This window comes from Streptomyces mobaraensis (assembly GCF_020099395.1).
Classification (GTDB): domain Bacteria; phylum Actinomycetota; class Actinomycetes; order Streptomycetales; family Streptomycetaceae; genus Streptomyces.
The window spans coordinates 4,391,900-4,418,606 of the sequence record NZ_CP083590.1 but is presented as its reverse complement, the minus strand read 5'-3'; the positions used below and the strand labels follow the sequence as shown (position 1 = coordinate 4,418,606).

At 72.2% G+C, this 26,707-nt stretch carries 22 protein-coding genes; 12 read left to right on the top strand and 10 right to left on the bottom strand.

Translation table 11 applies throughout. The annotated features are described in order from the left end of the window. Positions 1-34: 34 nt before the first annotated feature. Positions 35-2,938, bottom strand: a complete 2,904-nt coding sequence (locus K7I03_RS19360) for a penicillin acylase family protein (RefSeq protein WP_185942609.1) — start codon at positions 2,936-2,938, stop codon at positions 35-37. A gap of 528 nt (positions 2,939-3,466) precedes the next feature. On the opposite strand from K7I03_RS19360, the gene K7I03_RS19355 reads away from it, so the two are divergent. The 5 genes from K7I03_RS19355 (at position 3,467) to mscL (ending at position 9,028) form a co-directional block, all read left to right on the top strand. After that, positions 3,467-5,113 carry a potassium/proton antiporter gene (locus K7I03_RS19355; protein WP_238513505.1) on the top strand — a complete coding sequence of 549 codons (1,647 nt, stop codon included), beginning with the start codon at positions 3,467-3,469 and terminating at the stop codon, positions 5,111-5,113. A 280-nt stretch (positions 5,114-5,393) separates the two neighbouring features. Beyond that, a complete protein-coding gene (locus K7I03_RS19350; RefSeq protein WP_185942608.1) occupies positions 5,394-6,674 on the top strand; it encodes an MFS transporter in 1,281 nt (426 codons plus the stop codon). 65 nt (positions 6,675-6,739) lie between these two features. After that, complete coding sequence (locus K7I03_RS19345) at positions 6,740-7,051, top strand: FmdB family zinc ribbon protein (RefSeq protein ID WP_185942607.1); 312 nt, start codon at positions 6,740-6,742, stop codon at positions 7,049-7,051. A 121-nt stretch (positions 7,052-7,172) separates the two neighbouring features. After that, positions 7,173-8,045: an S-methyl-5'-thioadenosine phosphorylase gene (locus tag K7I03_RS19340; protein ID WP_185942606.1), complete on the top strand. Its 873-nt coding sequence runs from the start codon at positions 7,173-7,175 to the stop codon at positions 8,043-8,045. Between the two features lie 503 nt (positions 8,046-8,548). Continuing rightward, positions 8,549-9,028 carry a large conductance mechanosensitive channel protein MscL gene (gene mscL, locus K7I03_RS19335; RefSeq protein WP_185942605.1) on the top strand — a complete coding sequence of 160 codons (480 nt, stop codon included), beginning with the start codon at positions 8,549-8,551 and terminating at the stop codon, positions 9,026-9,028. A 53-nt stretch (positions 9,029-9,081) separates the two neighbouring features. Here mscL and K7I03_RS19330 read toward each other — a convergent pair whose 3' ends face one another. Then, positions 9,082-9,252 (bottom strand): hypothetical protein, encoded by a 171-nt coding sequence (locus K7I03_RS19330; protein ID WP_185942604.1) that lies wholly within the window; start codon positions 9,250-9,252, stop codon positions 9,082-9,084. Positions 9,253-9,312: 60 nt separating this feature from the next. On the opposite strand from K7I03_RS19330, the gene K7I03_RS19325 reads away from it, so the two are divergent. Then, the gene (locus tag K7I03_RS19325; protein ID WP_185942603.1) at positions 9,313-10,560 is read left to right on the top strand and encodes a low temperature requirement protein A; all 1,248 of its coding nucleotides are present in this window, start codon (positions 9,313-9,315) and stop codon (positions 10,558-10,560) included. Between the two features lie 64 nt (positions 10,561-10,624). After that, the gene (locus K7I03_RS19320; protein ID WP_185942602.1) at positions 10,625-11,752 is read left to right on the top strand and encodes a P1 family peptidase; all 1,128 of its coding nucleotides are present in this window, start codon (positions 10,625-10,627) and stop codon (positions 11,750-11,752) included. On the opposite strand, the gene K7I03_RS19315 is transcribed toward K7I03_RS19320, so the two are convergent. The 3 genes from K7I03_RS19315 to K7I03_RS19305 form a co-directional block, all read right to left on the bottom strand. Next, positions 11,749-13,809, bottom strand: coding sequence for a PTS fructose transporter subunit IIABC (locus K7I03_RS19315; RefSeq protein WP_224347120.1), 2,061 nt, complete (start codon positions 13,807-13,809; stop codon positions 11,749-11,751). The genes K7I03_RS19320 and K7I03_RS19315 overlap by 4 nt on opposite strands. Positions 13,810-13,891: 82 nt before the next feature. Beyond that, positions 13,892-14,845, bottom strand: coding sequence for a 1-phosphofructokinase (pfkB, locus tag K7I03_RS19310; RefSeq protein WP_185942601.1), 954 nt, complete (start codon positions 14,843-14,845; stop codon positions 13,892-13,894). Further along, positions 14,842-15,615, bottom strand: coding sequence for a DeoR/GlpR family DNA-binding transcription regulator (locus tag K7I03_RS19305; RefSeq protein WP_185942600.1), 774 nt, complete (start codon positions 15,613-15,615; stop codon positions 14,842-14,844). Before K7I03_RS19305 ends, pfkB begins: the two co-directional genes overlap by 4 nt. Before the next feature lie 173 nt (positions 15,616-15,788). On the opposite strand from K7I03_RS19305, the gene K7I03_RS19300 reads away from it, so the two are divergent. Continuing rightward, positions 15,789-16,385 (top strand): GNAT family N-acetyltransferase, encoded by a 597-nt coding sequence (locus K7I03_RS19300; RefSeq protein ID WP_185942599.1) that lies wholly within the window; start codon positions 15,789-15,791, stop codon positions 16,383-16,385. Between the two features lie 131 nt (positions 16,386-16,516). Here the strand turns inward: K7I03_RS19300 and K7I03_RS19295 are convergent, their stop codons facing one another. Next, the gene (locus K7I03_RS19295; protein WP_185942598.1) at positions 16,517-18,073 is read right to left on the bottom strand and encodes an MFS transporter; all 1,557 of its coding nucleotides are present in this window, start codon (positions 18,071-18,073) and stop codon (positions 16,517-16,519) included. Between the two features lie 92 nt (positions 18,074-18,165). On the opposite strand from K7I03_RS19295, the gene K7I03_RS19290 reads away from it, so the two are divergent. Further along, positions 18,166-19,140, top strand: a complete 975-nt coding sequence (locus tag K7I03_RS19290) for a helix-turn-helix transcriptional regulator (protein WP_185942597.1) — start codon at positions 18,166-18,168, stop codon at positions 19,138-19,140. 97 nt (positions 19,141-19,237) lie between these two features. On the opposite strand, the gene K7I03_RS19285 is transcribed toward K7I03_RS19290, so the two are convergent. Beyond that, entirely contained in the window at positions 19,238-20,236 is a 999-nt protein-coding gene (locus K7I03_RS19285; RefSeq protein ID WP_152266315.1) for a sigma-70 family RNA polymerase sigma factor, read from the bottom strand. A gap of 565 nt (positions 20,237-20,801) precedes the next feature. On the opposite strand from K7I03_RS19285, the gene K7I03_RS19280 reads away from it, so the two are divergent. Both K7I03_RS19280 and K7I03_RS19275 read left to right on the top strand, forming a co-directional pair. Then, a complete protein-coding gene (locus K7I03_RS19280; protein WP_185942596.1) occupies positions 20,802-21,269 on the top strand; it encodes a hypothetical protein in 468 nt (155 codons plus the stop codon). 117 nt (positions 21,270-21,386) lie between these two features. Next, positions 21,387-22,475, top strand: a complete 1,089-nt coding sequence (locus K7I03_RS19275) for a questin oxidase family protein (protein ID WP_185942595.1) — start codon at positions 21,387-21,389, stop codon at positions 22,473-22,475. 29 nt (positions 22,476-22,504) lie between these two features. Here the strand turns inward: K7I03_RS19275 and K7I03_RS19270 are convergent, their stop codons facing one another. Next, on the bottom strand, positions 22,505-23,263 hold the full coding sequence (locus tag K7I03_RS19270) for a dioxygenase family protein (protein ID WP_185942712.1): 759 nt from the start codon (positions 23,261-23,263) through the stop codon (positions 22,505-22,507). 193 nt (positions 23,264-23,456) lie between these two features. Here K7I03_RS19270 and K7I03_RS19265 point away from each other — a divergent pair, with 193 nt between their 5' ends. Then, on the top strand, positions 23,457-23,963 hold the full coding sequence (locus K7I03_RS19265; protein WP_185942594.1) for a MarR family winged helix-turn-helix transcriptional regulator: 507 nt from the start codon (positions 23,457-23,459) through the stop codon (positions 23,961-23,963). Positions 23,964-24,111: 148 nt separating this feature from the next. Here K7I03_RS19265 and K7I03_RS19260 read toward each other — a convergent pair whose 3' ends face one another. Continuing rightward, positions 24,112-25,629 carry an MFS transporter gene (locus K7I03_RS19260; RefSeq protein WP_185942593.1) on the bottom strand — a complete coding sequence of 506 codons (1,518 nt, stop codon included), beginning with the start codon at positions 25,627-25,629 and terminating at the stop codon, positions 24,112-24,114. 335 nt (positions 25,630-25,964) lie between these two features. Continuing rightward, positions 25,965-26,597 carry a TetR/AcrR family transcriptional regulator gene (locus K7I03_RS19255; protein ID WP_185942592.1) on the bottom strand — a complete coding sequence of 211 codons (633 nt, stop codon included), beginning with the start codon at positions 26,595-26,597 and terminating at the stop codon, positions 25,965-25,967. Positions 26,598-26,707: the final 110 nt, after the last annotated feature.

Below are 26,707 nucleotides of genomic sequence, written 5' to 3'. Positions count from 1 at the left end.
GCGCCCGTTCACCTGGCGGAGGAGAACACCCGCCTCACGGCGTGAGCGTGAGCGTGTTCTCCGACGCCTTCTTCACCGCCCCCGGGGTGAAGGCCCACGGCAGCAGCTCGCCCTTGGCCCACTTGTCCGTCTGGTCGTAGTAGTTGGCGTGGTAGGCGTGGCCGGACGCGCCGGTGAGGTTGATCCACCGGGACTTGTCCAGGTCCTCCAGGTTGACGACCATCCGCATCGACGGCACCCAGACCACGTCGTAGCCGCCCGCCGCGTTCCAGCCGGCCGCGTTGACGGCGGCCTCGCCGCCGGCCAGGTTCCAGGGCCCGCGGTTGAGCATCCACCGGACGACGGCGGGGCCCTCCTTGCCGAGCGTCTGGTTCTTCAGGGTCAGCTGGTGCAGCCGGCCCCAGCTCCAGGACGAGACGTCCTTGCCGAGCTTGGAGGTGAGCTCCCAGCGGGCGTCCTTCATGGCGCGGGCCAGCAGGTCGTCGCGGTTCTTCGCGCCCTTGCGGCCGCTGGTCTTCCACCAGCCGTCGTCCGGCTTGTCGAGGATCGAGCGGACGACCTCGGTCCAGCGGTCGCCGCCGTCCGGCTGCGCGGCGTCCGGCTCGCGCTCGCCGCACTCGGTGACCAGGCGGGTCCTGCCGTTCAGGTCCTCCTTGGGACCGGAGTCGTTGGCCGGAGGCACCCGCAGGCACTGGCCCTTGACGCGCAGTTCCTTGGGGAGCTTGTTGCCGAAGGCGAGCTTGAGGGTGTTGCGCCAGACCGCGTTGAAGTAGGCGGCGGCGGCCGAGTCGGCGTCCTGCTTGTAGTCCCAGTCCTTCAGCAGGTCCTGGGCCTCGCGCAGGTACTTCGTCTCGCGCTCGTTGGGGCCCTTGAGGTTGATCTTGAGCAGGTAGGGCGTCAGGAGCTTGCCGATCTCGCTGGCGTTGTCCATCTGCATCTTCTGCATGTCCTCGGTCGAGATCTTCCCGCCGTCCTTGATCTTCGACTGGATGAGCTCGGTGATGCGGTGGCTGCGGGTGCCGTAGCCCCAGTCCGAGGTGAGCGGAATCGGGTACTTCGGGTCGATGACGGCCTGGTTGGCGGTCACGATGTAGCCGCGCTTGGGGTTGTAGTCCCAGGGCAGCGCGGTCGACGGGACGAAGCCCTTCCACTTGTAGGACGGGTCCCAGCCGGGCGCCGGGAGGCGGCCGTCGTGCTTCTTGTTGCGCACGGGGATCTGCCCGGGGGCCTGGTAGCCGATGTTGCCCTTGGTGTCCGCGTAGATCAGGTTCTGCGAGGGGACGGCGAAGTCGAACGCGGCCTTCCGGAACGACTCCCAGTCCGCGGCCCGGTTCAGCTCGAAGACCGCGTCCATCGACTTGCCCGGGTCCAGGGCGGTCCAGCGCAGCGCGACGGCGTAGCCCTCGGCGCGGTCGGGGGCCGAGCCCTTGACCGGTGCGTCCTGGCCGACCTTGCCCAGCTCGTCGTTGCGGTCGGAGACGAGCGGCCCGTTGTTGGTCTCGCGGATCGTGAACTCACGGTCCTTGCCGCCTGCGACCTTCACGGTCTCCTTGCGGGTGTCGAGCTTCAGCTCCTTGCCGCCGAACTGGTACGTCCCGTTGGGGGTGACCTTCTCCAGGTAGAAGTCGGCGACGTCGGCGCCCAGGTTGGTCATGCCCCAGGCGATGTCCTTGTTGTGGCCGATGACGACGCCGGGCATGCCCGCGAAGGTGTAGCCGGCCACGTCATACGGGCACTGCTCGCTCGTCCTGGTGCAGTGCAGGCCCATCTGGTACCAGACGGACGGCAGCTGCGGCGCGAGATGCGGGTCGTTGGCCAGCAGCGGCTTGCCGGTGGTCGTGTACTGGCCCGAGACCACCCACGAGTTGGAGCCGATGCCGTTGCCGTTGGGGCCGAGCAGGGCCGGGAGCTGGTCGAGCGTCTTCGACAGCGAGGCCAGGCCGGTGCGCAGACCGCCGGTGGAGGCGCCGCCCGTGCCCTTGCCGGGGAGGCCGCTGTCGGGAACGCCCTGGGTGCCGGTGCCCGGAGTGCCCTGGGTGCCCTGCGTGCCTCGGTTGCCCTGAGTTCCCGGAGTGCCCTGCGTGCCCCGGCCGCCGGGCGTGCCCTGCGTCCCCTGCGTGCCCTGCGTCCCCTGGCCACCGGTCTGCGGCGACGAGGACGGCGTGCCCTTGGGGTCGAAGGTCTTGCCGGCCGCGTCATAGGCGCCGCCCTCGACGATCGGCTTGTTCCGGTCGTACGGGTACGCCGGGTAGAGCTGCTCGATCTGCCGCGGGCTCAGCCGGGTGGCGGCGAGCGAGCGGTCGATCTCGTCGCGCATGTTGGCCCGCAGGTCCCAGGCCATCGCCTTCAGCCAGGCTACGGAGTCGACCGGCGTCCACTTCTCCGGCTTGTAGTCGTTCTCGAACTCCAGGGCCGCGTACTCGACGGACAGCGACTTGCCCTTGTGGTCGGCGAGATAGGCGTTGACACCGTCCGAGTACGCCTGGAGGTACTTCTTGGTCTCCGGCGACAGTTTGGTGTCGTATTCCTTCTGCGCGGTCCTGCGCCAGCCCATCGTGCGGACGAAGGCGTCGGTCTCCACCTGTCCGGAACCGAACATCTCGGAGAGCCGTCCGGCCGTCAGATGCCGCCGGACGTCCATCTCCCAGAAGCGGTCCTGCGCCTGGACGAAGCCCTGGGCGCGGAAGAGGTCCTCGGCGTTGTCCGCGTAGACCTGGGGGATCCCGTTGCCGTCCCGCTCGACCTTGACCTGACTCTTCAGTCCCTTGAGCGCGAGCGTTCCGGACATCTCCGGGAACGAGGCGCGGACGGTGCTGACGCCCCAGTACGTCCCGTATCCGACACCTGCCACGAGCAGCAGCACGAGGCTGATCACGAGCAGGCGAGCGCGTCGTCCCTTCTTTTTCTTGCCGGAAGGGCCGGTGTTGTTGGGGGGCATCGCTGTCCTTCGCGGGGCCGGGTGGTCCTGGAGTGCTGGAAGCAACCATAGGCGCAGGGCGCCCGGCGGCCCGACGCGGAGTCGTCGAGGGGTCCGGACGCGGCCGTTCCGACGAGCCGTCGGGGGCGGTTGGACGGGAGGGGCGGGAGTGGTCCCGTGGGGCGTCCGGGGGTGGCCCGGTGCGACGTCGACGAATGGTCCCGTGCGACATCGGGGGGTGACCCCTTGAGACGTCGCCGAATGGTCCCGCAGGACGTCGACGGATGGTCCCGTGCGACCTCGCCGAGTGGTCCCGCGGGACGTCGGCGGGTGGTCCCGTGGGGGTTCGCCCACCCTCGTCCCGTCCGGACCGCGTTAAGAACCCGTAAAATATTAGGAGAGGCAATGAAGTTCCGGTCGTTCGTAGGAAGGCGTTCGCAGGAACGTTCCTTCAGGTAACGGCCGGAGTCCTAGTGATGGGAGCGGCCCCTGACTGTCCACCACCTCAACGAACTCCTGCTCATCTGCTCGCTGGTCCTGCTCGTGGCGGTGGCGGCGGTACGGGTCTCCTCCCGGAGCGGGCTGCCCAGTCTGCTCGTCTATCTCGGCATCGGCGTCGCCATAGGACAGGACGGCATCGGCGTCTCCTTCAACGACGTCGGCCTGACCCAGGTCATCGGTTACGCGGCCCTCGTGGTGATCCTGGCCGAGGGCGGTCTCGGCACCAAGTGGCACGAGATCAAACCCGCCCTGCCCGCCGCCGCCGTCCTCTCCACCTTCGGTGTCGCGGTGAGCGTGGGGGTCACCGCGGCCGCCGCCCACTACCTCGCCGGAGTGGACTGGCGGCAGTCCCTGATCATCGGTGCGGTGGTGTCGTCGACGGACGCCGCGGCCGTCTTCTCCGTCCTGCGGAACGTCCCCCTCCCCGCCCGGCTCACCGGCGTCCTGGAGGCGGAGTCCGGCTTCAACGACGCACCCGTCGTCATCCTCGTCGTCGCCTTCTCGGCCGCCGGACCCGTCGAGCACTGGTATCTGCTCCTGGGCGAGATCGCCCTCGAACTGGCCATCGGCGCGGCCGTCGGCCTCGCCATCGGCTTCCTCGGCGCGTACGGCATGCGGCACGTGGCCCTGCCCGCCTCCGGCCTCTACCCCATCGCCGTGATGGCCATCGCCACCATCGCGTACGCCGGCGGCGCGCTGGCCCACGGCTCCGGCTTCCTCGCCGTCTATCTCGCCGCGCTGATACTGGGGAACGCCAAGCTGCCCCACTGGCCGGCCACCCGCGGTTTCGCCGAAGGGCTCGGCTGGATCGCCCAGATCGGGATGTTCGTCCTGCTCGGTCTGCTGGTCACCCCGCACGAACTCGGCGACGACATCGTTCCCGCGCTCGTCGTCGGCCTGGTCCTGACGGTGATCGCGCGGCCGGTCTCCGTCTTCCTCAGCACGGCGCCGTTCCGCACTCCCTGGCGGGAGAAGGCGCTCCTCTCCTGGGCCGGGCTGCGCGGTGCGGTGCCGATCGTGCTCGCCACCATCCCGATGGTGGCGGCGGTCCCCGACAGTCGGCGGATCTTCAACATCGTCTTCGTGCTGGTGATCGTCTACACCCTGGTCCAGGGGCCGACGCTGCCCTGGCTGGCCCGCCGCCTCGGCCTGGGCGAGACCGAGGCCCTGGACCTGGGGATCGAGTCCGCTCCCCTGGAGCGGCTGCGCGGGCACCTGCTGTCGGTGGCCGTGCCCGAGGGCTCGAAGATGCACGGCGTCGAGGTCTCGGAACTCCGGTTGCCGGCCGGCTCGGCCGTCACGCTGGTGGTGCGGGAGGAGACGAGCTTCGTCCCGGCCCCGTCGACCGTCCTGCGGTACGGGGACGAGCTGCTGGTCGTGGCCACGGACCCGGTGCGGGACGCGGCCGAGAAACGGCTGCGTGCGGTCGGTGAGGGCGGCAAGCTGGCCGGGTGGCTGGGGACGGGGACGGATTCCGCTTCCGTGCCGGGCCCGGCTCCGGCCACCGGCAGCAATCCGGCCTCCGGCAACAAGGGGAAGCGGAAGGCGGAGACCGGCCGGAAAGCCGGGACCGCCGGCAAGGCCGCCGGGAAGAGCCCGGGAGCGGTGGCCGACGCCGGCACCGCCGGCAGCGGAACCGATTCCTCAGCGAAGGGCGTGCGGAAGCGAGCGCCAGGTATGGTAGGGAGGAAGTAGGTTCTTCGTATGATCCTCCGGCTGGTGCCGGAGGCCCCGGCGGGCAAGCCCCCACGGGCCGGAGGACCTGCTCTTTTCCGTACGTATCACTACTGAACACACCGAACCATCTCTGCCTGATGCAGAGCTGGCGCGACCGCACGGCGGCCGTGGCCGCGATTCACGAGGCGGCCGGATCGGCATCTACCACGGTCCTGCGCGAGAGGACAGCTCTCGGCGCGCTCCGTGACGGCTTTCCCCCGTACGGGGCGTGCTACCAGGCGGCGGAAAGGCAAGGGCCGTGGAGACCACGGTCAATGACTCCGCCGGGGCCCGTCCCGGGTACGGCCGGCTGCTGCGCACGCGCGGCGCCTGGACGTTCCTGCTCCCCGGCTTCCTGGCCCGGCAGCCGTTCGCGATGCTGACCATCGGGATCCTGCTGCTCGTCCAGAACACCACCGGCTCGTACACCACGGCCGGTGCCGTCTCGGCGACGGCCGGCGTCTCGATGGCGCTGTTCGCCCCGCAGGGCGGCAAGCTCGCGGACCGCTTCGGGCAGGCCGCGGTGCTGCTCCCCGGCATCGTGGTGCACGCGGCGGCGATCTCGCTGCTCATCACGCTGGCGCTGTCCCACGCGCCGCTGTGGGCGCTGTACGCGGCGGCCGTGCCCGCCGGTGCGTCCACCCCGCAGATCGGTCCGATGGTGCGGGCCCGCTGGGCGGCCAAGCTGGAGGGCTCGCCGCTGATGGCGACCTCGGCGGCCTTCGAGTCCGTGACGGACGAGTTCACGTTCGTGATCGGCCCGGTGCTGGCCACCGCGCTCTGCACCAGCGTCCACCCGTCGGCCGGTCTGATCGCCGAGGCGGTCCTCACGGTCGTCGGCGGTGCCCTGTTCGCCACCCAGCGCCGCACCCAGCCGAAGCCCGACCGCACCGCGGCGGGCAGCCGGCAGAAGGGCTCCTCCGCCCTGTCGGTGCCGGGCGTCCGGGTGCTGATCTTCGTCTTCCTGGGCATCGGCTCGGTCTTCGGCGGCATGCAGATGTCGCTGACCGCCTTCACCAAGGAGATCGGCGAGCCGGGCATCAACGGTCTGCTCTACGGCGCGTTCGCGGCCGGGAACATGATCGCGGGCATCATCTGCGGCACCGTCGTCTGGCGCAGCTCCCCGCAGCGCCGGCTGCTCGCCGCGTACCCGCTGCTGGCCCTGGCCACCACGCCCCTGTGGGCGGTACACGCGGTGCCGCTGCTGGGCGGGCTCGGCCTGGTCGTCGGCCTGTGCATCGCCCCGTCGCTGATCACCGGCTACACGCTGGTCGAGTCGCTGGTCCCGGCGCGCACCCGGACGGAGGCGTTCACCTGGCTGACCGGCGCCGTGGGCCTGGGCCAGGCCGCCGGCTCCACGGTGGCCGGCCGCCTGGTGGACAAGCACAGCGCCAGCACCGGCTTCCTGGTCCCGCTGTGCGGCACCGCGCTGGCACTGGTGGTGCTGCTGGTGCTGCGCAAACGGCTCGCCCCGGAGGCCTCCGCGTCGCGGATCGTCGGGCGTGGGGTCGGTCACCGCGAGCCCGTCTCGGTGGACTGACGCGCCGGAATACTGCACTATGGAGCATCGTTAGCACTCATTGAGTGAGAGTGCCAGGAGGAGAAGTGCCGACTTACCAGTACCAGTGCACCGAGTGCGGCGAGGGCCTTGAGGCGGTGCAGAAGTTCACCGACGACGCGTTGACCGTGTGCCCCAGCTGCGACGGACGCCTGAAGAAGGTGTTCTCGGCCGTCGGCATCGTGTTCAAGGGCTCCGGCTTCTACCGGAACGACAGCCGCGGCTCGTCGTCCAGCAGCACGCCGGCGTCGTCGTCCTCGAAGGCGTCCTCGTCTTCGACCGCCTCGTCCACGTCGTCGACGAGCGGCTCGTCCTCGTCGGGCAGCGGTTCCACGGCCACGACGTCGTCCGCCGCCTGAGGCACTCACTCAACCGGACAGCTCACACGGAGCCCGTCGCCCCCCGCAGAGGGGCGGCGGGCTCCGTGTCGTGGTCCGCCAGGCCCGGTGCGCGCGCGGGGTGCGCGGCTAGGGTGACGCCATGGTCAACATGAGCATGCCCGAGACGGGCGAGACAGGCGGGATGCGGGCGGAGATAGGGGTCATCGGGGGTTCGGGGTTCTACTCCTTCCTCGACGACGTGACCGAGATCACCGTCGAGACGCCCTACGGGCCGCCGAGCGACTCGCTGTTCCTCGGCGAGGTCGCGGGCCGCCGGGTCGCCTTCCTCCCCCGGCACGGACGGGACCACCACCTGCCGCCGCACCGCATCAACTACCGGGCCAACCTGTGGGCCCTGCGCTCCGTGGGCGCCCGCCAGGTGCTGGGCCCCTGCGCGGTGGGCGGGCTGCGGCCCGAGTACGGGCCCGGCACCCTGCTGGTGCCCGACCAGCTCGTGGACCGGACGAAGTCCCGGACGCAGACCTACTTCGACGGGGAGCCGCTCCCCGACGGCACCGTCCCCGAGGTCGTCCACCTCGCCTTCGCCGACCCCTACTGCCCCACCGGACGCGCGGCGGCGCTCGCGGCGGCGCGCGGCCGGGACTGGGAGCCGGTGGACGGCGGGACCATGGTCGTGGTCGAGGGGCCGCGGTTCTCCACCCGGGCCGAGTCGCGCTGGCACGCGGCGCAGGGCTGGTCGGTCGTCGGCATGACCGGCCACCCGGAGGCCGCGCTCGCCCGTGAGCTGGGCCTCTGCTACACATCGATGGCGCTGGTCACGGACCTGGACGCCGGGGCCGAGACGGGCGACGGCGTGACGCACGAGGAGGTGCTGCGGGTCTTCGCGGAGAACGTGGAGCGGCTGCGCGGCGTACTCTTCGACGTGGTCGGGGGGCTGCCGGTGACCGCGGAGCGGGACTGCCTGTGCGTGCGCGTGCACGACGGGTGGGAGCTGGGGATCACGCTGCCCTGACGGGCTTCGGGGTGGGGGACCTCCGCCGTGCGGAGACCGAGGTTTTCCACAGCCTCGTCTTTTGTCCACAGGCCCCAGCGGGACTTGCGGAAATTCGGGATCGTAGAGGGCGTCGGTGGTCGGAACTCCCCCCACGCTAGGCGGTGTTTGCCATGCCTTCTCCCTCGTACTCTCCCTCCCCCGTCTCCTCCCACATCTCCCTGTCCTCGCCCTCCCCGCCCGTTCCGCGAAGTGCCCGGCCCAGGCCGTCGTGGGCGCCGCCGCCCGCCTGTGAGGTGCCGCACTTCGCTCCGGTGCGGGTGGGACGGCGGACGCGGGGGAAGACTGCCGGGCGGGCCCTGCTCACGGCCGGGGTGGTGATCCTGTGCTGGGCACTGCTCGCGTACGGCGGCCTGCGCTGACGCCGCTGATCGGGGCGGCGGATTGGACAGACCAGCCGGACCGTCTCGTATGTTATGGAACCCACCATTCCGGTACAGAGACGCACAGAGAAGGGCCGTTCGGTGAGCGAGAAGAAGACAGGGATCCTTGGAGGCTTCAAGGCGTTCCTGATGCGGGGCAACGTGATCGACCTGGCGGTCGCCGTTGTCATCGGCGCGGCGTTCACCAACATCGTGAACTCGGTCGTCAAGGGCGTGATCAACCCCATCGTCGGCGCGTTCGGCACCACGGATCTGGACCGCTACGCGTCCTGCCTCAAGGGCCCGTGCGTCAGGAAGGCCTCGGGCGAGGTGACCCAGGGCGTCTACATCCAGTGGGGCTCGGTGCTCAGCGCCTCGCTCACCTTCCTGATCACCGCCGCGGTGGTCTACTTCCTGATGCTGCTGCCGATGAAGCGCTGGCAGGAGCGCCAGGCGGCCCGCCGCCCGGAGGACAACGGCCCGGCCGAGCCGACCGAGATCGAGCTGCTCGCGCAGATCCGGGACACCCTCGTCGAGCAGCGGCGCGGCCCCGGCTCGGACTCCGTACCGGCGCAGCGGTAGGACACCGGTCAGCGGCAGGACACCGGGCCTCCCCCACGGCGCGGCCGCCGCGGTCAGATGTGGTGCGGCGGCTTCTCGTCCAGGAAACGGGCGAGGTCGGCGGCGGAGTCCCCGCTCGTGGGGCGCTCGCCCCAGCCGCGGTCGGTGTCGTCCGTCGACTGCCGGTCCAGCGGATCGTCGAAGATCAGGGACGCGGGCTTGGGTTCGGGGGCGGTGCTGCTCATGACACCAGGGTACGGGCGGCCCCGGTCGCGGCCCCCGTCGCGAGCGGTGACAATCGCCGCATGAGCGATAGGCCGCGTCGGCGGCTCGCGGCGGGCTCGGGCGTACTGCGCCGGATGACCACCCGGGGCCGGGACGAGGAGCACCGCGTCGCCACCCCGCTGGAGCTGTTCTTCGACCTCTGCTTCGTGGTCGCGGTGGCCCAGGCGGGCGGGCAGCTGGTGCACGCGCTGGCCGAGGCGCACGTGGGCCACGGCGTCCAGGGCTACCTGATGATGTTCTTCGCCATCTGGTGGGCCTGGATGAACTTCACCTGGTTCGCCTCCGCCTACGACACGGACGACGTGCTGTTCCGCGGCATGACGCTGGTCCAGATCGCGGGCGTGCTGGTGTTCGCGGCGGGGATCCCGCGCGCCTTCGACTCCGGCGACTTCCGGGTGATCTGGTCCGGCTACCTGGTGATGCGGCTGGCCATGGTGGCGCAGTGGCTGCGCGCCGGCCTCTCCACGGCCGGCCGCGAGCGCCGGACCGCCCTGCGCTACGCGGCGGGGGTGTCCGCCTGCCAAGTCGGCTGGCTGGGGCTGCTGTTCCTGCCCGACGGCGCGAAGCCCTGGCTGTTCCTGGGCATGGCGATATGCGAGATGGCCGTCCCGGTCTGGGCCGAGCACGACCACCAGACCGGCTGGCACCCGCACCACATCGCGGAACGCTACGGGCTGTTCACCATCATCGTGCTCGGTGAGACCGTGTCGGCCGCCACCGTGGCCGTCCAGTCCGCCGTCGACGAACACCAGGCGCTGGGCACCCTGTTGCCCATCGCCGCGGGCGGACTCTTGATCATCTTCGCCGCCTACTGGATCTACTTCGCCGTCCCCATCCACCTGCACCTGATCTCCAACCGCCAGGCGTTCCTCTGGGGTTACGGGCACTACCTCGTCTTCGGCTCGGTCGCGGCGATCGGCGCCGGCATCGAGGTGGCGATCGAGGAGGCCACCGGCAAGGCCCACGTCTCCACGTTCGCGGCCTCCGGGACGGTCACCCTCGCCGTGGCGCTCTTCATGTTCACGGTGTGGCTGATCCACTCCCGGCACCAGAAACGCGGCCTGATACAGCAGGCGGTGCTCCCCGTCTCGGCGCTGCTGGTCCTGGCCTGCACCTTCGCGGGACGCTGGGCCGTCCTGCTGGCCGGGGCGGTGGCCACCGCCACCGTCACCGTGGGCGTCACCCTGACGGCGCGGGGCGGGACCGCGCTGGAGGAGGAGCATGGGCGAGGGGGCGGGGACGGGGAGGCGAGCCGCGCAGCAGGATGAGACGACGGGGAAGAGGCCGGCGAAAGGCGGGTCCCGTCCGGGGCGGCCGTGGTACGCAAGGCCCATGACCGACACCGACAGCACACGGAACGCCGCCGTACGGACCGGACCGCTGGACGCGCTCACCGACGTACCCGGGCTCCGGGTCGGGCACGCCGAACTGGCCGGCCCGGGTGCCCTCACCGGAACGACGGTGGTGCTCACCGAGCCGGGCGGCGCGGTCGCGGCCGTCGACGTCCGCGGCGGCGGCCCCGGCACCCGGGAGACGGACGCGCTCGATCCCCGGAACCTCGTCCAGCGGGTGGACGCCGTCGTCCTCACCGGCGGCAGCGCCTTCGGGCTGGACGCCGCGTCCGGCGCGGTGGCCTGGCTGGAGGAGGCGGGCCGGGGCGTACCCGTCGGCCCCGACCCGGCCCAGGTCGTGCCCGTCGTCCCCGCCGCCGCCCTCTTCGACCTCGGCCGCGGCGGCGCCTGGCGGGCCCGCCCCGACGCGGCCCTCGGCCGGGCGGCGATCGAGGCGGCGGCGGGGACGGTCCCCGGTACGCCGGTGGTGCAGGGCAACGTGGGGGCGGGCAGGGGCGCCGTCGTCGGGGGCATGAAGGGAGGCATCGGCACGGCGAGCGTCGTCCTCCCCTCGGGCGTCACCGTCGCGGCGCTCGCGGCCGTCAACGCGGCGGGCTCGGCGGCCGATCCGGCGACGGGGGTGCTGTACGGGCGGCTGTACGCCGGCGAGCGGGTCGGCTACCCCGATCCCGCGCGCCACGCGGCGGCCCAGCGTGCCCTGGCCGCCGCCCGGGAGGAGACGGCCCGGCGGACGGCGGGCTCGGTCCGGCAGCCGCTGAACACGACGCTCGCCGTCGTCGCCACCGACGCCGCCCTCACCCGCGCCCAGGCGCAGAAGCTCGCCGGTACGGCCCACGACGGGCTGGCCCGCGCGGTCCGCCCGGTCCACCTCCTCACCGACGGCGACACGGTCTTCACCTTGGCGACGGGCGCCCGCCCCCTGCCCGCCGCCCACGACACGGCCTCCGCCGATGTCTCCGCCCTCACCGCCCTTATGGCGTTCAACGAGATCCTCGCCGCCGGCGCGGATGCCCTGACCCGGGCCGTGGCCAAGGCCGCCCTCGCGGCCGAGAGCGTGGACGGCCCGGGCGGGGTGTTCCCCTCGTACCGGGAGCTGTACGGGGGCTAGTGCGCGACGTCGCGGGCCGTCGTGCTCTTCAGCAGGACGACCAGGCCGGCGCTCAGCGCCGTGCCGGCGGCGATGGCGAGGAGGTAGAGGAAGGGGGCGCCGATCAGCGGGACGACGAAGGCACCGCCGTGGGGCGCGCGGAGGGTGCAGTCGAAGGCCATGGAGAGGGCACCGGTGACGGCGCCACCGGCCATCGCCGATGGGATGACACGCAGCGGGTCCGCCGCCGCGAACGGGATGGCGCCCTCGGTGATGAAGGAGGCGCCGAGCACCCAGGCGGCCTTGCCGTTCTCCCGTTCGGCCGGGGTGAAGAGCCGGCCGCGCACGGTCGTCGCGAGGGCCAGGGCGAGCGGGGGCACCATGCCGGCGGCCATGACGGCGGCCATCACCTTGAGGCTGCCGTCGTTGGGGTCGGCGAGGCCGCCGACGGCAAAGGCATAGGCCACCTTGTTGAGCGGGCCGCCGAGGTCGAAGCACATCATCAGGCCGAGCAGCGCGCCGAGGAGCACGGCGTTGGTGCCGTTCAGCCCGCTCAGCCAGTCCGTCAGCGCGGACTGGAGCGCGGCGAGCGGCTTGCCCACCACCAGGAACATCAGGAAGCCTACGACCGCCGAGGACACCAGCGGGATGACGACCACCGGCATGATCCCGCGCAGCACGGCCGGCACCCGCGCCCGCTGGACGGCCATCACCACCCCGCCAGCGAGGAGACCGGCGATCAGTCCGCCCAGGAAGCCGGCGCTGACCGTCACCGCGATGGCTCCGCCGACGAAACCGGGGACGAGCCCCGGGCGGTCGGCCACCCCGTACGCGATGAAGCCGGCCAGGACCGCCACCAGGAAGCCGAACGCGACGCCTCCGGTCTGGAAGAGGAGCGCGGCCCAGCTCGCGGACTCGGTCCAGACGAAGTGCTCGGCCACCGACGGGGCCTTGTTCACCTCGTAGCCGCCGATGGCGAAACCCAAGGCGATCAGCAGGCCGCCCGCCGCGACGAAGGGCACCATGTAACTCACGCCCGTCATCAGCCACGTGCGGAGCCGCGTCCCGAAGCCGTCGCCGCCCTCGGCGCCGGTGTCCATGGGCACGGCGGGCCGGGGTGCGCGGACGTCCCCGCGGGCGGCCTTCTCCCGTACCTCCGCCACGAGTTCGGCGGCGCGGTTCACGCCCGCCTTGACGCCGACGTCCACGACCGGCTTGCCCGCGAAGCGGTCCCGGTCGCGGACCTCGACGTCATGGGCGAGGATCACGCCGTCCGCCGCCGCGATCACGGCCGGGTCGAGCCGGGTGAACCCCGCCGACCCCTGCGTCTCCACGGATATCTCCACACCGGCGTCCCGCGCGGCGCGTTCCAGGGCCTCGGCGGCCATGTACGTGTGCGCGATACCGGTGGGGCAGGAGGTGACGGCGATGATGCGGAACGGGCGCTCGGGTGCCGGTTCGGGTTTCGGTTCAGGTTCCGGTGCCGGTTCGGGTTCCGGTTCAGCTTCCGGTTTGGGTTCGGGTTCCGGTGCCGATTCCGGCTCGGCCTCGGGCTCGGGTTCGGCGGCGGGTGCGGGTTCGTCGCCCCGGATCAGTGCCGCGGCCTCCCCCGCGTCCTCCACCGTGCGCAGCGCCCCCGTGAACTCCTCGTTCATCAGCCGCCGCGCGAGGCCCGAGAGGATCGTGAGGTGATCGCTGTCCGCCCCGGCCGGGGCGGCGATCAGGAAGATCAGGTCGGCCGGGCCGTCGGGGGCGCCGAAGTCGACGCGGGTGGCGGAGCGGCCGAAGGCGAGCGTCGGCGCGGTGACGTGGGCACTGCGGCAGTGGGGGATGCCGATGCCGCCGTCCAGGCCGGTCGGCATCTGGGCCTCGCGCGCCGCCACGTCGGCCAGGAAGCCCTCCAGGTCCGTGACGCGGCCCAGGTCCCGCATGCGGACGGCGAGCGACCGGGCGGCCGCCTCCTTGGTGCCGGCGGCCAGGTCCAGGTCGACCAGGCCCGCCGTGATCAGTTCGCTCGTCGCATCGCTCGTCGCGTCACTCGTCGCATCACTCGTCGCGTCACTCGTCGCATTGCTCATCGCGGGCTCCCTTGCTCGCGGTAGCGCCTTGCCGGCTGCCGGGTGGGGGGTTGGGAGGTGGGGGAACCGGTGACCGCCGGCGTCAGACGCCGGACGCCGGTTCGGTCAGGGCGCGGTCGCCCGGGACGTCCCGGGTGACCGTCACGGTGGACGGTTCGAGGTCGCCCGGGGCCGGCATCGCGCTGCCGGGCAGCCGGACGGCCGCCGCGCCGTGGGCCAGGGCCGCCGCGAGGGCGGCCGGGCTCTCGCCGCCGGCGGCGAGGAAGCCCGCCAGGGAGGCGTCGCCCGCGCCGACGTTGCTGCGGACGCGCGTCACCGGGGCCGTTCCGTAGTGCGTTCCGGAGCCGTCGACGAGGAGCTGGCCGTCCGCGCCAAGGCTGGCGAGGACGGTCCGCGCGCCGAGGCCGCGCAGTTCCTCCGCCGCCCGGGCCGCGTCCCCGACGGTCGTCAGGGGGCGGCCGACGGCCTGGGCGAGTTCCTCGGTGTTGGGTTTGACGACGTCGGGGCGTTCGCGCAGGGCGGCGGTGAGGGCCGGCCCCGAGGTGTCGAGCGCGATCCTGGCCCCGGCGGCGTGGGCGCGGGCCACCAGCCGCCCGTACCACTCGGGCGCGAGTCCGCGCGGCAGGCTGCCGCAGCAGGCGATCCAGCCGGCGCCCGCCGACCGTTCCCCCACGCTGTCCAGCAGCGCCTCGGCCTCGGCGGCCGTCAGTTCGGGGCCGGCGGCGTTGACCTTGGTGAGCGTGCCGTCGGGTTCGGCGACGGCCACGTTGACCCGCGTCGCGCCGGAGACGGGGACCCCCGCGACGTCGATGCCCTGTTCACGGAGGAGGCGTTCCAGCAGGGCGCCCTCCGCGCCGCCGAGCGGCAGCACGGCCGTGGTGGCGTGGCCGGCCGCCGCGACCGCGCGCGAGACGTTGACGCCCTTGCCGCCCGGGTCGACGCGGTCGGCCGCCGCGCGGAGGACGGCGCCGCGCCGCAGCGCGGGGACCTCGTAGGTGCGGTCGAGGCTGGGGTTGGGGGTGACGGTGAGGATCACGCGCGGATCACCGCCGGGCCGCGGCGTTCGATCGCGCGGGCGTCCTCGGGGCTCAGCCCGGTGTCGGTGATCAGCAGGTCGACGTCGGAGAGGTCGCCGAAGCGGGCGAAATGCCGCTGTCCGAACTTGCCGGAGTCCGCGAGCAGGACGACGCGCCGGGCGGCGGCGATCGTCGCCCGCTTCACCGCCGCCTCGGCGAGGTCCGGGGTGGTCAGTCCGCCGTCCGCCGAGAAGCCGTTGGTGGCGACGAAGGCGACGTCCGCCGCGACCTCGCCGTACGCGCGCAGCGCCCAGGCGTCGACGGCCGCCCGGGTGCGGTGCCGCACCCGGCCTCCGACCAGGTGCAGGGCGATGCCCGGGTGGTCCGCCAGCCGGGCGGCGACGGGCAGCGCGTGCGTGACGACCGTCAGCTCGGCGCCGGGGCCGACGTCCAGCGGGAAGAGGGCGGCGAGGCGGGCCACCGTGGTCCCGGCGTCCAGGATCACGCTGCCGCCGGCGGGCAGCTCGGCCAGGGCCGCCCTGGCGATGGCGTCCTTCTCGTCCGCCGCCGTGGCCTCGCGTTCCGCGAGGTCCGGTTCGAAGTCCAGCCGGCCGACAGGGATCGCGCCGCCGTGCACGCGCCGCAGCAGCCCGGCCCGGTCCAGCACCTTGAGGTCGCGGCGCACGGTCTCCGCTGTGACCTGGAACGTCTCCGCCAGCGACAGCACGTCCACCCGCCCGCCCTCGCGCGCGAGCCGCAGGATCTCCTGCTGGCGTTCCGGTCCGTACATGTGGGATCGCTTCCGTTCTACGCCCGCTTGTGTGGGATCAGCGGCAGAATACGGGCGCTGCGGGCACGAAGTAAACACTTACGGAAGTCGGCCGGACAGAAACGGGCACGACCTTACGTACTAGTGCGTAACTCCCTTGCCCCTAGTGCGAAATGCGCCTACGTTCCTGAGCCATGATCGCGAAGCTGCCCACCCGCACCACCGCCCTGACCGGCCGGCACGTCCGCCTGGAACCCCTCGACCACACGCACGTACCCGACCTGTTCCGCGCGGTCGGCGGCGACGACGAGGTCTGGCGCTGGACGTTCAGCCTCACCCCGCACACGGAGGACGAGCTCCACACCATCGTCAAGGGCCGGCTCGCCGACCCCGCCTGCGTCCCGTTCGCCGTCGTCCACCTCGCGACCGGCCGGACCGCCGGCATCACCTGCTACTTCGGGGCGAGCACCGAGCACGAGGAGGTGGAGATCGGCGGGACCTGGTACGGGCGGGAATACTGGCGCACCGCCGTCAACACCGAGAGCAAGCTCCTGCTGCTCACGCACGCTTACGAGGAGCTCGGCATGGGCCGCGTCTTCTGGAAGATCGACCACCGGAACGAGCGGTCCCAGGCGGCGGTACGGCGGCTCGGGGCCGTGCACGAGGGGACGCTCCGGCGGCACCGGCAGCGGCCGGACGGGAGCTGGCGGGACAGCGTCTACTTCTCGATGCTGCGGGAGGAGTGGCCCTCGGTGCGGGAGCGGCTCGTGAGGCGTCTCGACCGGGGATGACCCACGGGACCACGGGACCACAACAGGACCACGGGACCACAGGGCCACGGAGAACGCGTCGGCCCCCGCCCGGACCACCGTCACGGTGGCGGCCCGGCGGGGGCCGACGTGCGTCCCCGTCCCCGAGGTCGTCACGCGGCTATCGGCTCGCCCTTCTCCGCGGGCACCGCGTCCGCCACCGGGACCTCGGTGCGGGAGCGGCGCGGGAGGGCGAAGACGAGCAGGAAGACGAGGACGAGCAGGCCGGCGACCCACCAGAGGGCGTTGCCGTACGCGTCGCCGAAGGCCGTGGCGCCCCGGCCCTTCGCGACCGCGTCCTCGTCCAGGACCCCGAAGAAGACCACCGACACGAGGCCCAGGCCGATCGCGTTGCCCAGCTGCTGCGTGGTGTTTATCAGGCCGGACGCGGAGCCCGCGTGCTCGCGGGGCACCTCGGAGAGGACGGCGTCGGTGAGCGGGGCGACGACGAAGCCCATGCCCGCGCCCATGACCGTCAGCGGCAGGGCCATCTGCCAGGAGGTGATGTCGGCGCCATAGTGGCCGGTCTCCCAGATGTAGAGCAGCACACCGGCGGCCATGACCAGCGCGCCCGCCTGGAGGACCTTGCGGCCGAAGCGCGGGACGAGCTTCTGGACGGACATGCCGGCCGTGATCGACACGGCGATGGAGAACGGGATGCCGGTCAGGCCGGACCGCAGCGCGCTCCAGCCCAGGCCGAGCTGCATGTAGAGCGTCCAGCAGAGGAAGTAGATGCCGGAGAGGATGCCGAAGGCCAGCTGGACGCCGATGCCGGCGGCGAAGCTCTTCACGGTGAACAGGGAGAGCTCGACCAGCGGCGAGCCGTCCTTCCGCTTCTTGTGGCGCTCGTAGACGACGAACAGGGCCAGCACCACGGCGCTGCCGCCCATCAGCAGGAAGCCCCAGAGCGGCCAGCCCAGCTCCCGGCCCTGGGTGAGCGGGTAGAGGAACATGACGATGCCACCGGTCGCGAGGGCGACGCCGACGAGGTCGAGCCTGAGCGCGTTCTCGGCCTTGGACTCGGCGATGAACCGGCGGCCGAGGATCAGCCCGGCGATGCCGACGGGCAGGTTGACCAGGAAGATCGGCCGCCACTCCAGGCCGAGGATGTTCCACTCGGTGAGCAGCGCGCCCAGGATCGGGCCGGAGACGGCGCCCAGTCCGACGATGGCGCCGAACATGCCGAAGACCTTGCCGCGCTCGTGCGCCGGGAAGGTGGAGTGCACGATCGCCAGCACCTGGGGCACCATCAGCGCGGCGGTGCCGCCCTGGAGGACGCGGGCGGCGACGAGCAGGTGCGGATCGCCGGCGAGACCGCAGAGCATCGAGGCGAGGGTGAAGCCGCCCATGCCGAGCAGGAAGACCCGCCGGCGCCCGTATATGTCCCCGAGCCGGCCGCCGGTGATCAGGCCGGCGGCGAAGGCGAGGGCGTAGCCCTCGGTGATCCACTGGAGGACGCTGAACGAGGCGCCGAGGTCGTGGCTGATGCTGGGCATCGCGATGTTGACGATCGTCACGTCGACGAGGTCCATGAAGGACGCGGTCAGCACGACGGCCAGCGCGATCCAGCGGCGGCGGTCGAGGGGCGTACCAGCACTTGGACCAGTGCTTGGACCAGTGTCCGGACCGGCGCTCGGATCAGTGCTCGGATCGGTGCTCGGGGAGCTCACGGGGTATTGCCTTCCACTTCGTCTTCCGGGGTGTCCCACGCTAGGACCCGTCTAGGTCAAGCTGTGTCCTAGATGCCTGCCACGCTGGCGTTATGACCGACACACCCGTACGGCTTCTGAATCTGCTCTCCCTTCTGCAGACCCCACGCGAATGGCCGGGCAGCGAACTCGCCGAGCGGCTCGGTGTGAGCCCGCGGACGATCCGTCGGGACATCGAGCGGCTGCGCGACCTCGGCTACCCCGTACAGGCAACGATGGGAGCCGTCGGTGGGTACCGGCTGGCCGCCGGGGCGGCGATGCCGCCGCTGGTCCTGGACGACGAGGAGGCGGTGGCCATCGCGGTGGGCCTGCGGGCCGGGGCCGGGCACGCCGTCGAGGGCATCGAGGAGGCGTCCGTACGGGCGCTCGCCAAGCTCGAACAGGTGCTGCCGTCCCGGCTCCGCCACCGGGTGACCGCCCTCCAGGCCGCCACCGTGCCGCTCACCTGGGGCGACGGCGCGACGGTCGACCCGCGGACGCTCACCGTCATGGCCGCCGCCACGACCGGCAACGAGCGGCTGCGGTTCTCGTACCGCACCGCCGAGGGTGTGGAGACCAAGCGGCTGGTGGAGCCGAACCGGCTGGTGAGCACCGGCCGCCGCTGGTACCTGGTCGCCTACGACAACGACCGCGAGGACTGGCGCACCTTCCGGGTGGACCGGGTCAGCGACCCCTTCCCGACGGGCGCGCGCTTCGAGCCGCGCGAACTGCCGGCGGAGAACGCGGCGGAGTTCGTCAGCGGCCCCACGACCCGGCGGCAGCCGGAGCTGCGGATGGTCGTGACGCTGCACGCGCCCGTGTCGGCCGTGGCGGGCCGGCTGCCGCACTGGATGGGAGCGCCCCAGCCGGTCGACGACGGGACCTGCCGGCTGGACACGGAGTGCGCCGACTCCGTCGAGTGGGTGGCCATCCACCTGGCGATGCTCGGCTGCGAGTTCGAGGTGCACGAGCCGGAGAAGCTGATCGCGTGCACACGGCTGCTCGGGGAGCGGATCACGCGGGCGGCGGGCGGCCCGGCCGGGGAGTAACGGGGGCCGGGAGCCGGGGCCCGGGGCCCGGGGAAAGAGAAGGACCCCGGCGCAGGGGGGGGAGGCGCCGGGGTCCGATCTATAAGGATATGCCCTTTTAGGCCGCCGCGTCGAACCCGGTGTCGTGAGCCATCTTCTTCAGCTCCAGAAGCGCGTGCTTCTCGATCTGCCGGATCCGCTCCCGGGTGAGCCCATGCTGCTTGCCGACCTCGGTCAGCGTGCGCTCCCGCCCGTCCTCGATCCCGTAGCGCGCCTTGATGATCGACGCGGTCCGGTGGTCGAGCCGGCCGATGAGGGTCTCCAGTTCCTCGCTGCGCAGCAGCGCGATGACCGACTGCTCCGGCGAAACGGCGGAGGTGTCCTCCAGCAGGTCGCCGAACTGGGTCTCGCCCTCGTCGTCCACCGACATGTTCAGGCTGACCGGGTCCCGGGCCCAGTCCAGGACATCGCCGACGCGCTCGGGCGTGGTGCCCAGCTCCGCGGCGATCTCGGCGTGCTCGGGGTCGCGGCCGTTCTCCCGGTTGAACTCGCGCTGCACCCGGCGGATGCGGCCCAGCTCCTCGACGAGGTGGACGGGGAGCCGGATGGTGCGCGACTGGTCGGCGATCGAGCGGGTGATCGCCTGGCGAATCCACCACGTCGCGTACGTGGAGAACTTGAATCCCTTGGTGTAGTCGAACTTCTCCACCGCGCGGACCAGGCCGGCGTTGCCCTCCTGGATCAGGTCGAGCAGCGGCAGCCCGCTGCGCGGGTACCGGCGGGCCACGGCGACCACGAGCCGCAGGTTCGACTTGATGAAGACGTCCTTGGCGCGGGCGCCCTCGTCGGCTATCGCCTCCAGCTCCTCGCGCGAGGCGCCCCCCGCCTCGCCGGACTCCAGGCCGTCCAGGATCTGCCGGGCGTACACGCCCGCCTCGATGGCCTGCGACAGCTCGACCTCCTTCGCGGCGTCGAGCAGGGGCGTCCGCGCGATCTCGTCCAGGTACATGCCGACCAGGTCGCGATCGGCGATCTCCCCGCTCGAGGCGCGAACACTGCTTGCCTCGTCGGCGCCCTTGGCTGCGGGCTGACGACGGGCGACGGCACGGGTTGCCATGCGTACTCCCTTGCGATGAGACGGTCGCGGGATGGTGGGGGGCTCGCACTCAGCGAACCCGTCCGAAGGAAAGAACGACTGGAAACCGGACAGAATTCCCAGGAGGCGTCTTCTTTTTTACGATCATGCAGTACCCTGTCCCGCCACACGCGGGCACGCATGCCGGACGGGCCAACGGACGTCCTGGTCAGGGCGGGTGCGAACGGCCGGAGGACGACCGGTGGGACCCTCGCCCGCACCGCGCCCCTCGCGCCCGCTGAGACGGCCGTCACCCTTGACGCCTTCCCCGCGGCCTCGGAAGAACGCCGCCCCGGTACCTCGGGGCGCCTCCCCCACCTCGAAGGACGGCCTGCGCCGCCAGACGGTTGCGCGGCCGCGCGAGGCGGGGACGTGACAGAGTGCGGGCGCCCTCGGGCCCGATCGCGCGGGCGAGCAGACGCAGAGGAACGCATCGTCTCACTGATCCACTTGCCGCCGCGCGGGCGCGGGTGTGCGCTGGTTCTCAGGGGCCGGTTCCCCCGGACGGACGCGACCGGTTCCCCGGACGGACGAGAGGAGCCCTGCCATGCCGGCGCACGCGATCCTGCCTTCCCACCACACCCCGGAGGGCCCCGGTCCGGTGCCCAGGGGCGCCCGTCTCCCGGTGCGCGGGACGCGGGCGGGTCCGGTCCCCGACCGGAGCCGTCCCGTCTGGGCCGTCCCCGTCGGCCTGGGGTTCGTCCTCTTCCTGTACACCGTGTTCCTCGCGCACGAGAACGGCTTCTCCGAGCTGGGCGGCTGGCTGCTGGGCCTGGTCACCGCGGCGGTCGCGACCGGCGTCGGCTACCTGCTGGTGCGCGACCGCAACGCGATGATCACCGAGGTGCGCGCGGCGGCGTACGGCGCGCTCACCGGCATCACCCTCGGCTTCCTGCACAGCGTGGCCGGCGGGTCCTGGCTGCGCTCGCTCGGCATCGGGCTCGGCTTCGCCGTCCTGGTCGGGCTGGCGTCGTACAACCTGTTCCACTGGAACGAGCGCCACGTCCGCCGGTAGTACATCAACTCCCGCTCCAGCAGGGCTCATTCGGACGGCTTGCGAGGGCGGCCGAAGTCCGGAGGTGTACGTCCGCAGACCGTTTCCCGTGTGACGGGAGAGGCTTAGCGTGGCGTCATGACCGACACCACCGGAACATTCGACGAGGCCCTCGAACGACTCCACGCCAAGGGCCCGGAGTTCGAGGGCTGGCTCACCAACCACGCCCCCATGACCGTCGAGGCGCTGGTCCGGCACGGGCACGCGCCGCTCGTCCACCGCTGGCTCGACGGGTACCGGCACAAGCTGGAGGACATGCCGGGCCGCACCGGCGTCCGGATCGACGGGGCGGACGACGCGTCGTGGCGCGCGGCGCTCGGCGACCCCGCCCGGCTCGGGGACTGGATCGACCACTTCACCCGCGTCCTGGCCGAACGGCCGTGGCGGGAGGTGCTCGTCGAGTGGTGGCCGCGGCTGCTGCCCGGCATCACGGGCGGTTCGACGCATCCCGTCATCCGCACCGGTCACGCCGTCCGCGCGCTCCTGGACGGCGCCGAGGACGGCGACGGTGGCGGCGGTGAGACCGCGCCGCGGCTGGCCGAGCTGGGGCACGCGCTCGGCTACTGGGCCGCCCGCCACCAGCCGCTCGCCGCGCCGGTGACGCCGTCGGGGACGGCCGGCATCGGGGCCGCGCTGGCGGGTGTGCCGGGCATCGCGGACCCGCCACCCGGCATCCGCCGCCGCTTCGCGCGGCTGCCGGAGACCCCCGGCTGGCCCTCCGCCGCGAACGCGGTGCGCCCGCCCACCGGTCCCGACGAGGTGCCCGGGATGCTGGCGGAGCTGGTCCGGGAGACGGTGCTGCGCTACGGCGAGCGGGCCCACGGTTCGCCGGTGATGCTCGTCCACGCGGCGACCGCGCCCAACGCCGTCCTGCGCACCCTCCCCGCGCTCCCCCGCGAGCTCTGGGTGCCCAGTTTCCTCGCGGCCTGGGAGACGAGCGCGTCGGTGACGGCCGCGTACCCCGCGCCGGGGCCGCTGGAGCCGGTCACCGGGACGCCCCCCACGGCCGACGAGGCGTTCGCCCGGGCGGCGGAGCACGGCGACGAGCACACGATCAAGTTCACGGACACGGCGCTGGACGTCGTCGTGGCCGCCCCGGAGGCGGCGCCGGGGGCGCTGGCCGCCACGGTCCGCGCCGTCGAGCTGATCACGCCGCCGGGCGCGTGAGGGCGCGCCTCGCGGCCACCGGAGGGCCGTCAGCCGAACTGCACCGACCGCTTGGCCAGTCCCAGCCAGAACCCGTCGATCACACTGCGCTGGCTGCCGAGTTGCCCCTCGGCCGCACCCAACGTGACGAAGAGCGGCGCGAAGTGCTCCGTGCGCGGATGCGCCAGGTGCGCGGCGGGCGACGTGTGCGTGAAGTCCAGCAGGGCGTCGACGTCCTGTGCCTCCAGCGCCTCCCGTCCCCAGTGGTCGAACTCGGCGGACCAGGCGGGGGTGCCGCCCTGGTGCCGCAGGGCGGCCAGGTTGTGGGTGAAGAAGCCGCTGCCGATGATCAGCACGCCCTCGTCGCGCAGGGGGGCGAGCCGGCGTCCGATCTCCATGAGGCGCACCGGGTCGAGCGAGGGCATCGACATCTGGAGCACCGGAATGTCGGCGTCCGGGTACATCTCGACCAGCGGCACGTACGCGCCGTGGTCCAGCCCGCGTTCCGGCATGTCCTGGACGGGCAGGCCGGCGCCGCGCAGCGTGGAGCGGACCCGTTCCGCCAGGCCGGGGGCGCCCGGGGCGGCGTACCGCACGCGGTAGTAGTGCTCCGGGAAGCCCCAGAAGTCGTAGACGAGCGGGACGGTCCGGGTCGCGCCGAGCGCGAGCGGCGCCTCCTCCCAGTGCGCCGAGACCATGAGGATCGCGCGGGGCCGTGGCAGCTCGGCCGACCAGGCGGCGAGCTGGCCGGGCCACAGCGCGTCGTCGGCGAGCGGCGGGGCGCCGTGGGAGAGGTAGAGGGCCGGCATCCGTCCGGGGACCGGGACGGGTGCGGGGCGGGGGTCCGAGGTGTCGTCCTGCACGGTCGCTCCTGAGCTCGCTCGGTCGATTTGCTTGAACTTTCAAGCTCTACAGCATCACTTTAGAACGACTTTATTTAGACTTCAAGAATCCCCGAGGGGCCGAACGGCCGGCCGGCCGACGAGTGGAACAGTGGATGTCATGAGGAAAGAACCCGCAACGGACCCGGCGGAGCCCCGCTGGCTCTCCGCCGAGGAGCAGGCGACCTGGCAGGCGTACCTGCACGCCACCACGCTCCTGGAGGACCATCTCGACCGTCAGCTCCAGCGTGACGCGGGGATGCCGCACATCTACTACGCGCTGCTCGTCCAGCTCTCCGAGGCCCCCCGCCGCCGGATGCGGATGACCGAACTGGCCCAGCAGGTCAAGATCACCCGGTCCCGGCTGTCGCACGCCGTGGCGCGCCTGGAGAAGAACGGCTGGATGCGGCGCGAGGACTGCCCGTCCGACCGGCGCGGGCAGGTGGCGGTGCTCACGGACGAGGGGTTCGAGGTGCTGCGCAGGACGGCGCCCGGCCATGTCGCCGCGGTACGGGCCGCGATCTTCGACCGGCTCACGCCCGAGCAGGTCACCGAGCTGGGCGAGATCTGCGCGACCATCGCCAGCGGCCTCCAGCCGGCCGGCGCGGACCTGCCCTGGCTGCGCTGAGCCGGGACGCCGGCGCGTCTTCCGGGGACGGCGAAGCCCCCGCACGGATCGCTCCGTGCGGGGGCTTCGCATCGGGCCTCGTTCAGCCCCGCGCCCGCTCGGGGGCCGCGGCCGCCGGGCGGCGCGGCCCCCGGTGGGACCTACGGCCTCAGTGGGCCATCACCGGGACGGCGTCCTCGACGGCGCCTTCCGCGTCGCTCGCGCCCGCCGTGGCCGCGGCGTTCGGACGGCCGGCGTTGACGAAGACCACGGCCACCAGGGCGGCCAGGGTCAGGATGCCGGTGGCCCAGGCGATGCCGACCTGGAAGCTGTGCACCGTCGCCTTGATGCCCAGCACCTGGATGGCCTCCTTGGTCGTGGCACCCGCCCGGTGGGACGCTACGTAGTCGTCCTTGGCGCTGTTGGCCAGGGTGTTGAGCAGGGCGGTGCCGATCGCGCCGCCGACCTGCTGCGAGGTGTTGACCATCGCGGAGGCGACACCGGCGTCACGGGCCTGGACGCCGTGCGTGGCGAGGCTCATGGCCGGCATGAACGCCGTGCCCATGCCGATGCCCATCAGCAGCAGGCCCGGCAGGATGCCCGTCACGTACGAGGTGTCGGTGTCGATCCGCGTCAGCCACGCCATGCCGAGGGCGGCGGTCAGGAAGCCGGGGCCCATCAGCCAGCGGGCCGGGACCCGGGTCATCAGCCGGGCGCCGATCTGCGTCGAGCCGGTGATCATTGTGGCGATCATCGGGAGGAAGGCCAGACCGTTGGTGATCGGGCTGTACCCCTTGATGCCCTGGAGGTAGAAGACCAAGAAGAGGAACAGGCCGAACATGCCGATCGAGGCCAGACCGAGGGCGCCGTAGACGCCGCCGCGGTTGCGGTTCGCGACGACGCGCAGCGGCAGCAGCGGCGACTTGACCTTGCCCTCGACGACGACGAACGACACCAGCAGGACCACCGCGGCGGCGAACAGGGTGAGCGTCAGACCGGCGGTCCAGCCGTCGGACTCGGCGCGGGTGAAGCCGTACACCAGCGAGACCAGGCCGAGGGTGGCCAGGATGACGCCGGGGATGTCGAGCTTCGACGGGTTGCGGCTGCCCTCGGGCTCGTGGATGACGGCGATGGCACCGGCGGCGGCCACGGCGGCGAAGGGGATGTTCACGAAGAACGTCCAGCGCCAGTTGAGGTATTCGGTGAACACGCCGCCGAGCAGCAGACCGACGGCACCGCCGCCACCGGCGATAGCGCCGAAGATGCCGAACGCCTTGGCGCGCTCCTTCGCCTCGGTGAAGCTGACGGCGAGCAGCGACAGCGCCGACGGCGCGAGCAGCGCGCCGAAGACGCCCTGGAGGGCGCGGGAGGCCAGCAGCATGCCGGTGTTGACGGCCACACCACCGAGCGCGGAGGCGAGGGCGAAACCGATGAGGCCGGTGACGAAGGTCTGCTTACGGCCCCACAGGTCGGCTATTCGGCCGCCGAAGAGGAGCAGTCCGCCGAACGCGAGGGCGTAGGCGGTGATGACCCACTGCCGGTTGCCGTCCGAGATGCCGAGGTCGGCCTGGGCGGACGGCAGCGCGATGTTCACGATGGTCGCGTCGAGGACGACCATCAGCTGGGCCAGGGCGATGAAGATCAGCGCTTTCCAGCGCCGGGGATCCGGGGTGGTGGTGTCGGGCATGGAAGGGCCTGCCTAGTGGTGCGAGAGGTGAACGAGAACCGATGGAATGACGGAGTGCCGGGGGCGGATGTGACGTGACGTGCACGACACGGCCGGCACGCCCCGCACGGCCGGCGAAGAAGGGTGAAGCGGGTGGCGCGAAGGACGCGGACCGTCGGGGTGGGAGGAGGGGAACCGGTGGGGTCGGACGGGACGAACAGGTCGAGCGGATCGAACGGTCGAACGGGTCGAGCAGGTCGAGTCGAGTCGAGCGGGTCGAACGGTAGGTCAGGGCGGGCGGTGCGAAGGACGTACAGGTCGGACTATGGCAGGTGGGTCTGACAACGGGGCCGGACCTACCGCCGGTTGTGGCGCAGTTCGTCGAGAGTCGCCGCCGAACCGGGCAGTTCGGAACGGGCCGGGGTCATCAGGCCGTCCAGGAACAGCTGGAGGTGCCGGTGGACGAACCGGTCGAAGTCCAGACAGCCCTTGCCCGGCAGCGGTCTGGTCAGCTGGGTGAGCGCCACCATGAGGTCACCGACGTCGATGTCGGAACGCAACTGCCCCGCTGCGCGGGCGGCGGCCATCAACTCCCGGAGGTTCCGGTCGAGCCGGTCACGCGCCTCGACGAGATCCGGATGACCGTGATCCACATCGGAGTCGAGCAACGGGCACAGCGCGCCCACCCGTTCGTCTGCCGCGGCGTGAACGAACCGCCTCAGCGCACGGAAAGCATCGGGCTCCTCGGCTCGTGCTGTCTCGGCGCGGTCCGCGATGCGGTCCATCACCGAGAGGGTGACATGGTGGATCAGCTCGCGGCGGTCCGCGAAGTGACGGTACAGCGTCGCATTGCCGACCCCGACGCGTCGAGCGATTTTGTCGAAGGAGAATTCGGCCCCGTGCTCGACCAGCACTTCGCGGGCGGCGGCGATGATGCGCTCCCTGTTGCGCTGGGCATCGGCGCGCAGCCGCGGCTGGGGTGTGGTCACGACGGGTCTCCTCTCTCTCCTGTGGACTCTCCCGGTTCTCCCGGTGAGTCAGCCGACTCCGGACCAAACGGGGAAGGCTTCCCCGTTTGCGCGGGGACGAGAGCTTAAAC

Excerpts from the sequence above, each read along its gene's own strand:
- K7I03_RS19270 (WP_185942712.1), bottom strand. The coding sequence starts at position 23,263 with ATGCCGGCCCTCTACCTCTCCCACGGCGCCCCGCCGCTCGCCGACGAC.
- K7I03_RS19305 (WP_185942600.1), bottom strand. The coding sequence starts at position 15,615 with ATGTACGGACCGGAACGCCAGCAGGAGATCCTGCGGCTCGCGCGCGAG.
- K7I03_RS19325 (WP_185942603.1), top strand. The coding sequence starts at position 9,313 with ATGAGCGATAGGCCGCGTCGGCGGCTCGCGGCGGGCTCGGGCGTACTG.
- K7I03_RS19265 (WP_185942594.1), top strand. The coding sequence starts at position 23,457 with ATGAGGAAAGAACCCGCAACGGACCCGGCGGAGCCCCGCTGGCTCTCC.
- K7I03_RS19280 (WP_185942596.1), top strand. The coding sequence starts at position 20,802 with ATGCCGGCGCACGCGATCCTGCCTTCCCACCACACCCCGGAGGGCCCC.
- K7I03_RS19330 (WP_185942604.1), bottom strand. The coding sequence starts at position 9,252 with ATGAGCAGCACCGCCCCCGAACCCAAGCCCGCGTCCCTGATCTTCGAC.
- K7I03_RS19275 (WP_185942595.1), top strand. The coding sequence starts at position 21,387 with ATGACCGACACCACCGGAACATTCGACGAGGCCCTCGAACGACTCCAC.
- K7I03_RS19285 (WP_152266315.1), bottom strand. The coding sequence starts at position 20,236 with ATGGCAACCCGTGCCGTCGCCCGTCGTCAGCCCGCAGCCAAGGGCGCC.
- K7I03_RS19260 (WP_185942593.1), bottom strand. The coding sequence starts at position 25,629 with ATGCCCGACACCACCACCCCGGATCCCCGGCGCTGGAAAGCGCTGATC.
- K7I03_RS19340 (WP_185942606.1), top strand. The coding sequence starts at position 7,173 with ATGGTCAACATGAGCATGCCCGAGACGGGCGAGACAGGCGGGATGCGG.
- K7I03_RS19320 (WP_185942602.1), top strand. The coding sequence starts at position 10,625 with ATGACCGACACCGACAGCACACGGAACGCCGCCGTACGGACCGGACCG.
- K7I03_RS19360 (WP_185942609.1), bottom strand. The coding sequence starts at position 2,938 with ATGCCCCCCAACAACACCGGCCCTTCCGGCAAGAAAAAGAAGGGACGA.
- K7I03_RS19315 (WP_224347120.1), bottom strand. The coding sequence starts at position 13,809 with ATGAGCAATGCGACGAGTGACGCGACGAGTGATGCGACGAGTGACGCG.
- K7I03_RS19290 (WP_185942597.1), top strand. The coding sequence starts at position 18,166 with ATGACCGACACACCCGTACGGCTTCTGAATCTGCTCTCCCTTCTGCAG.
- K7I03_RS19300 (WP_185942599.1), top strand. The coding sequence starts at position 15,789 with ATGATCGCGAAGCTGCCCACCCGCACCACCGCCCTGACCGGCCGGCAC.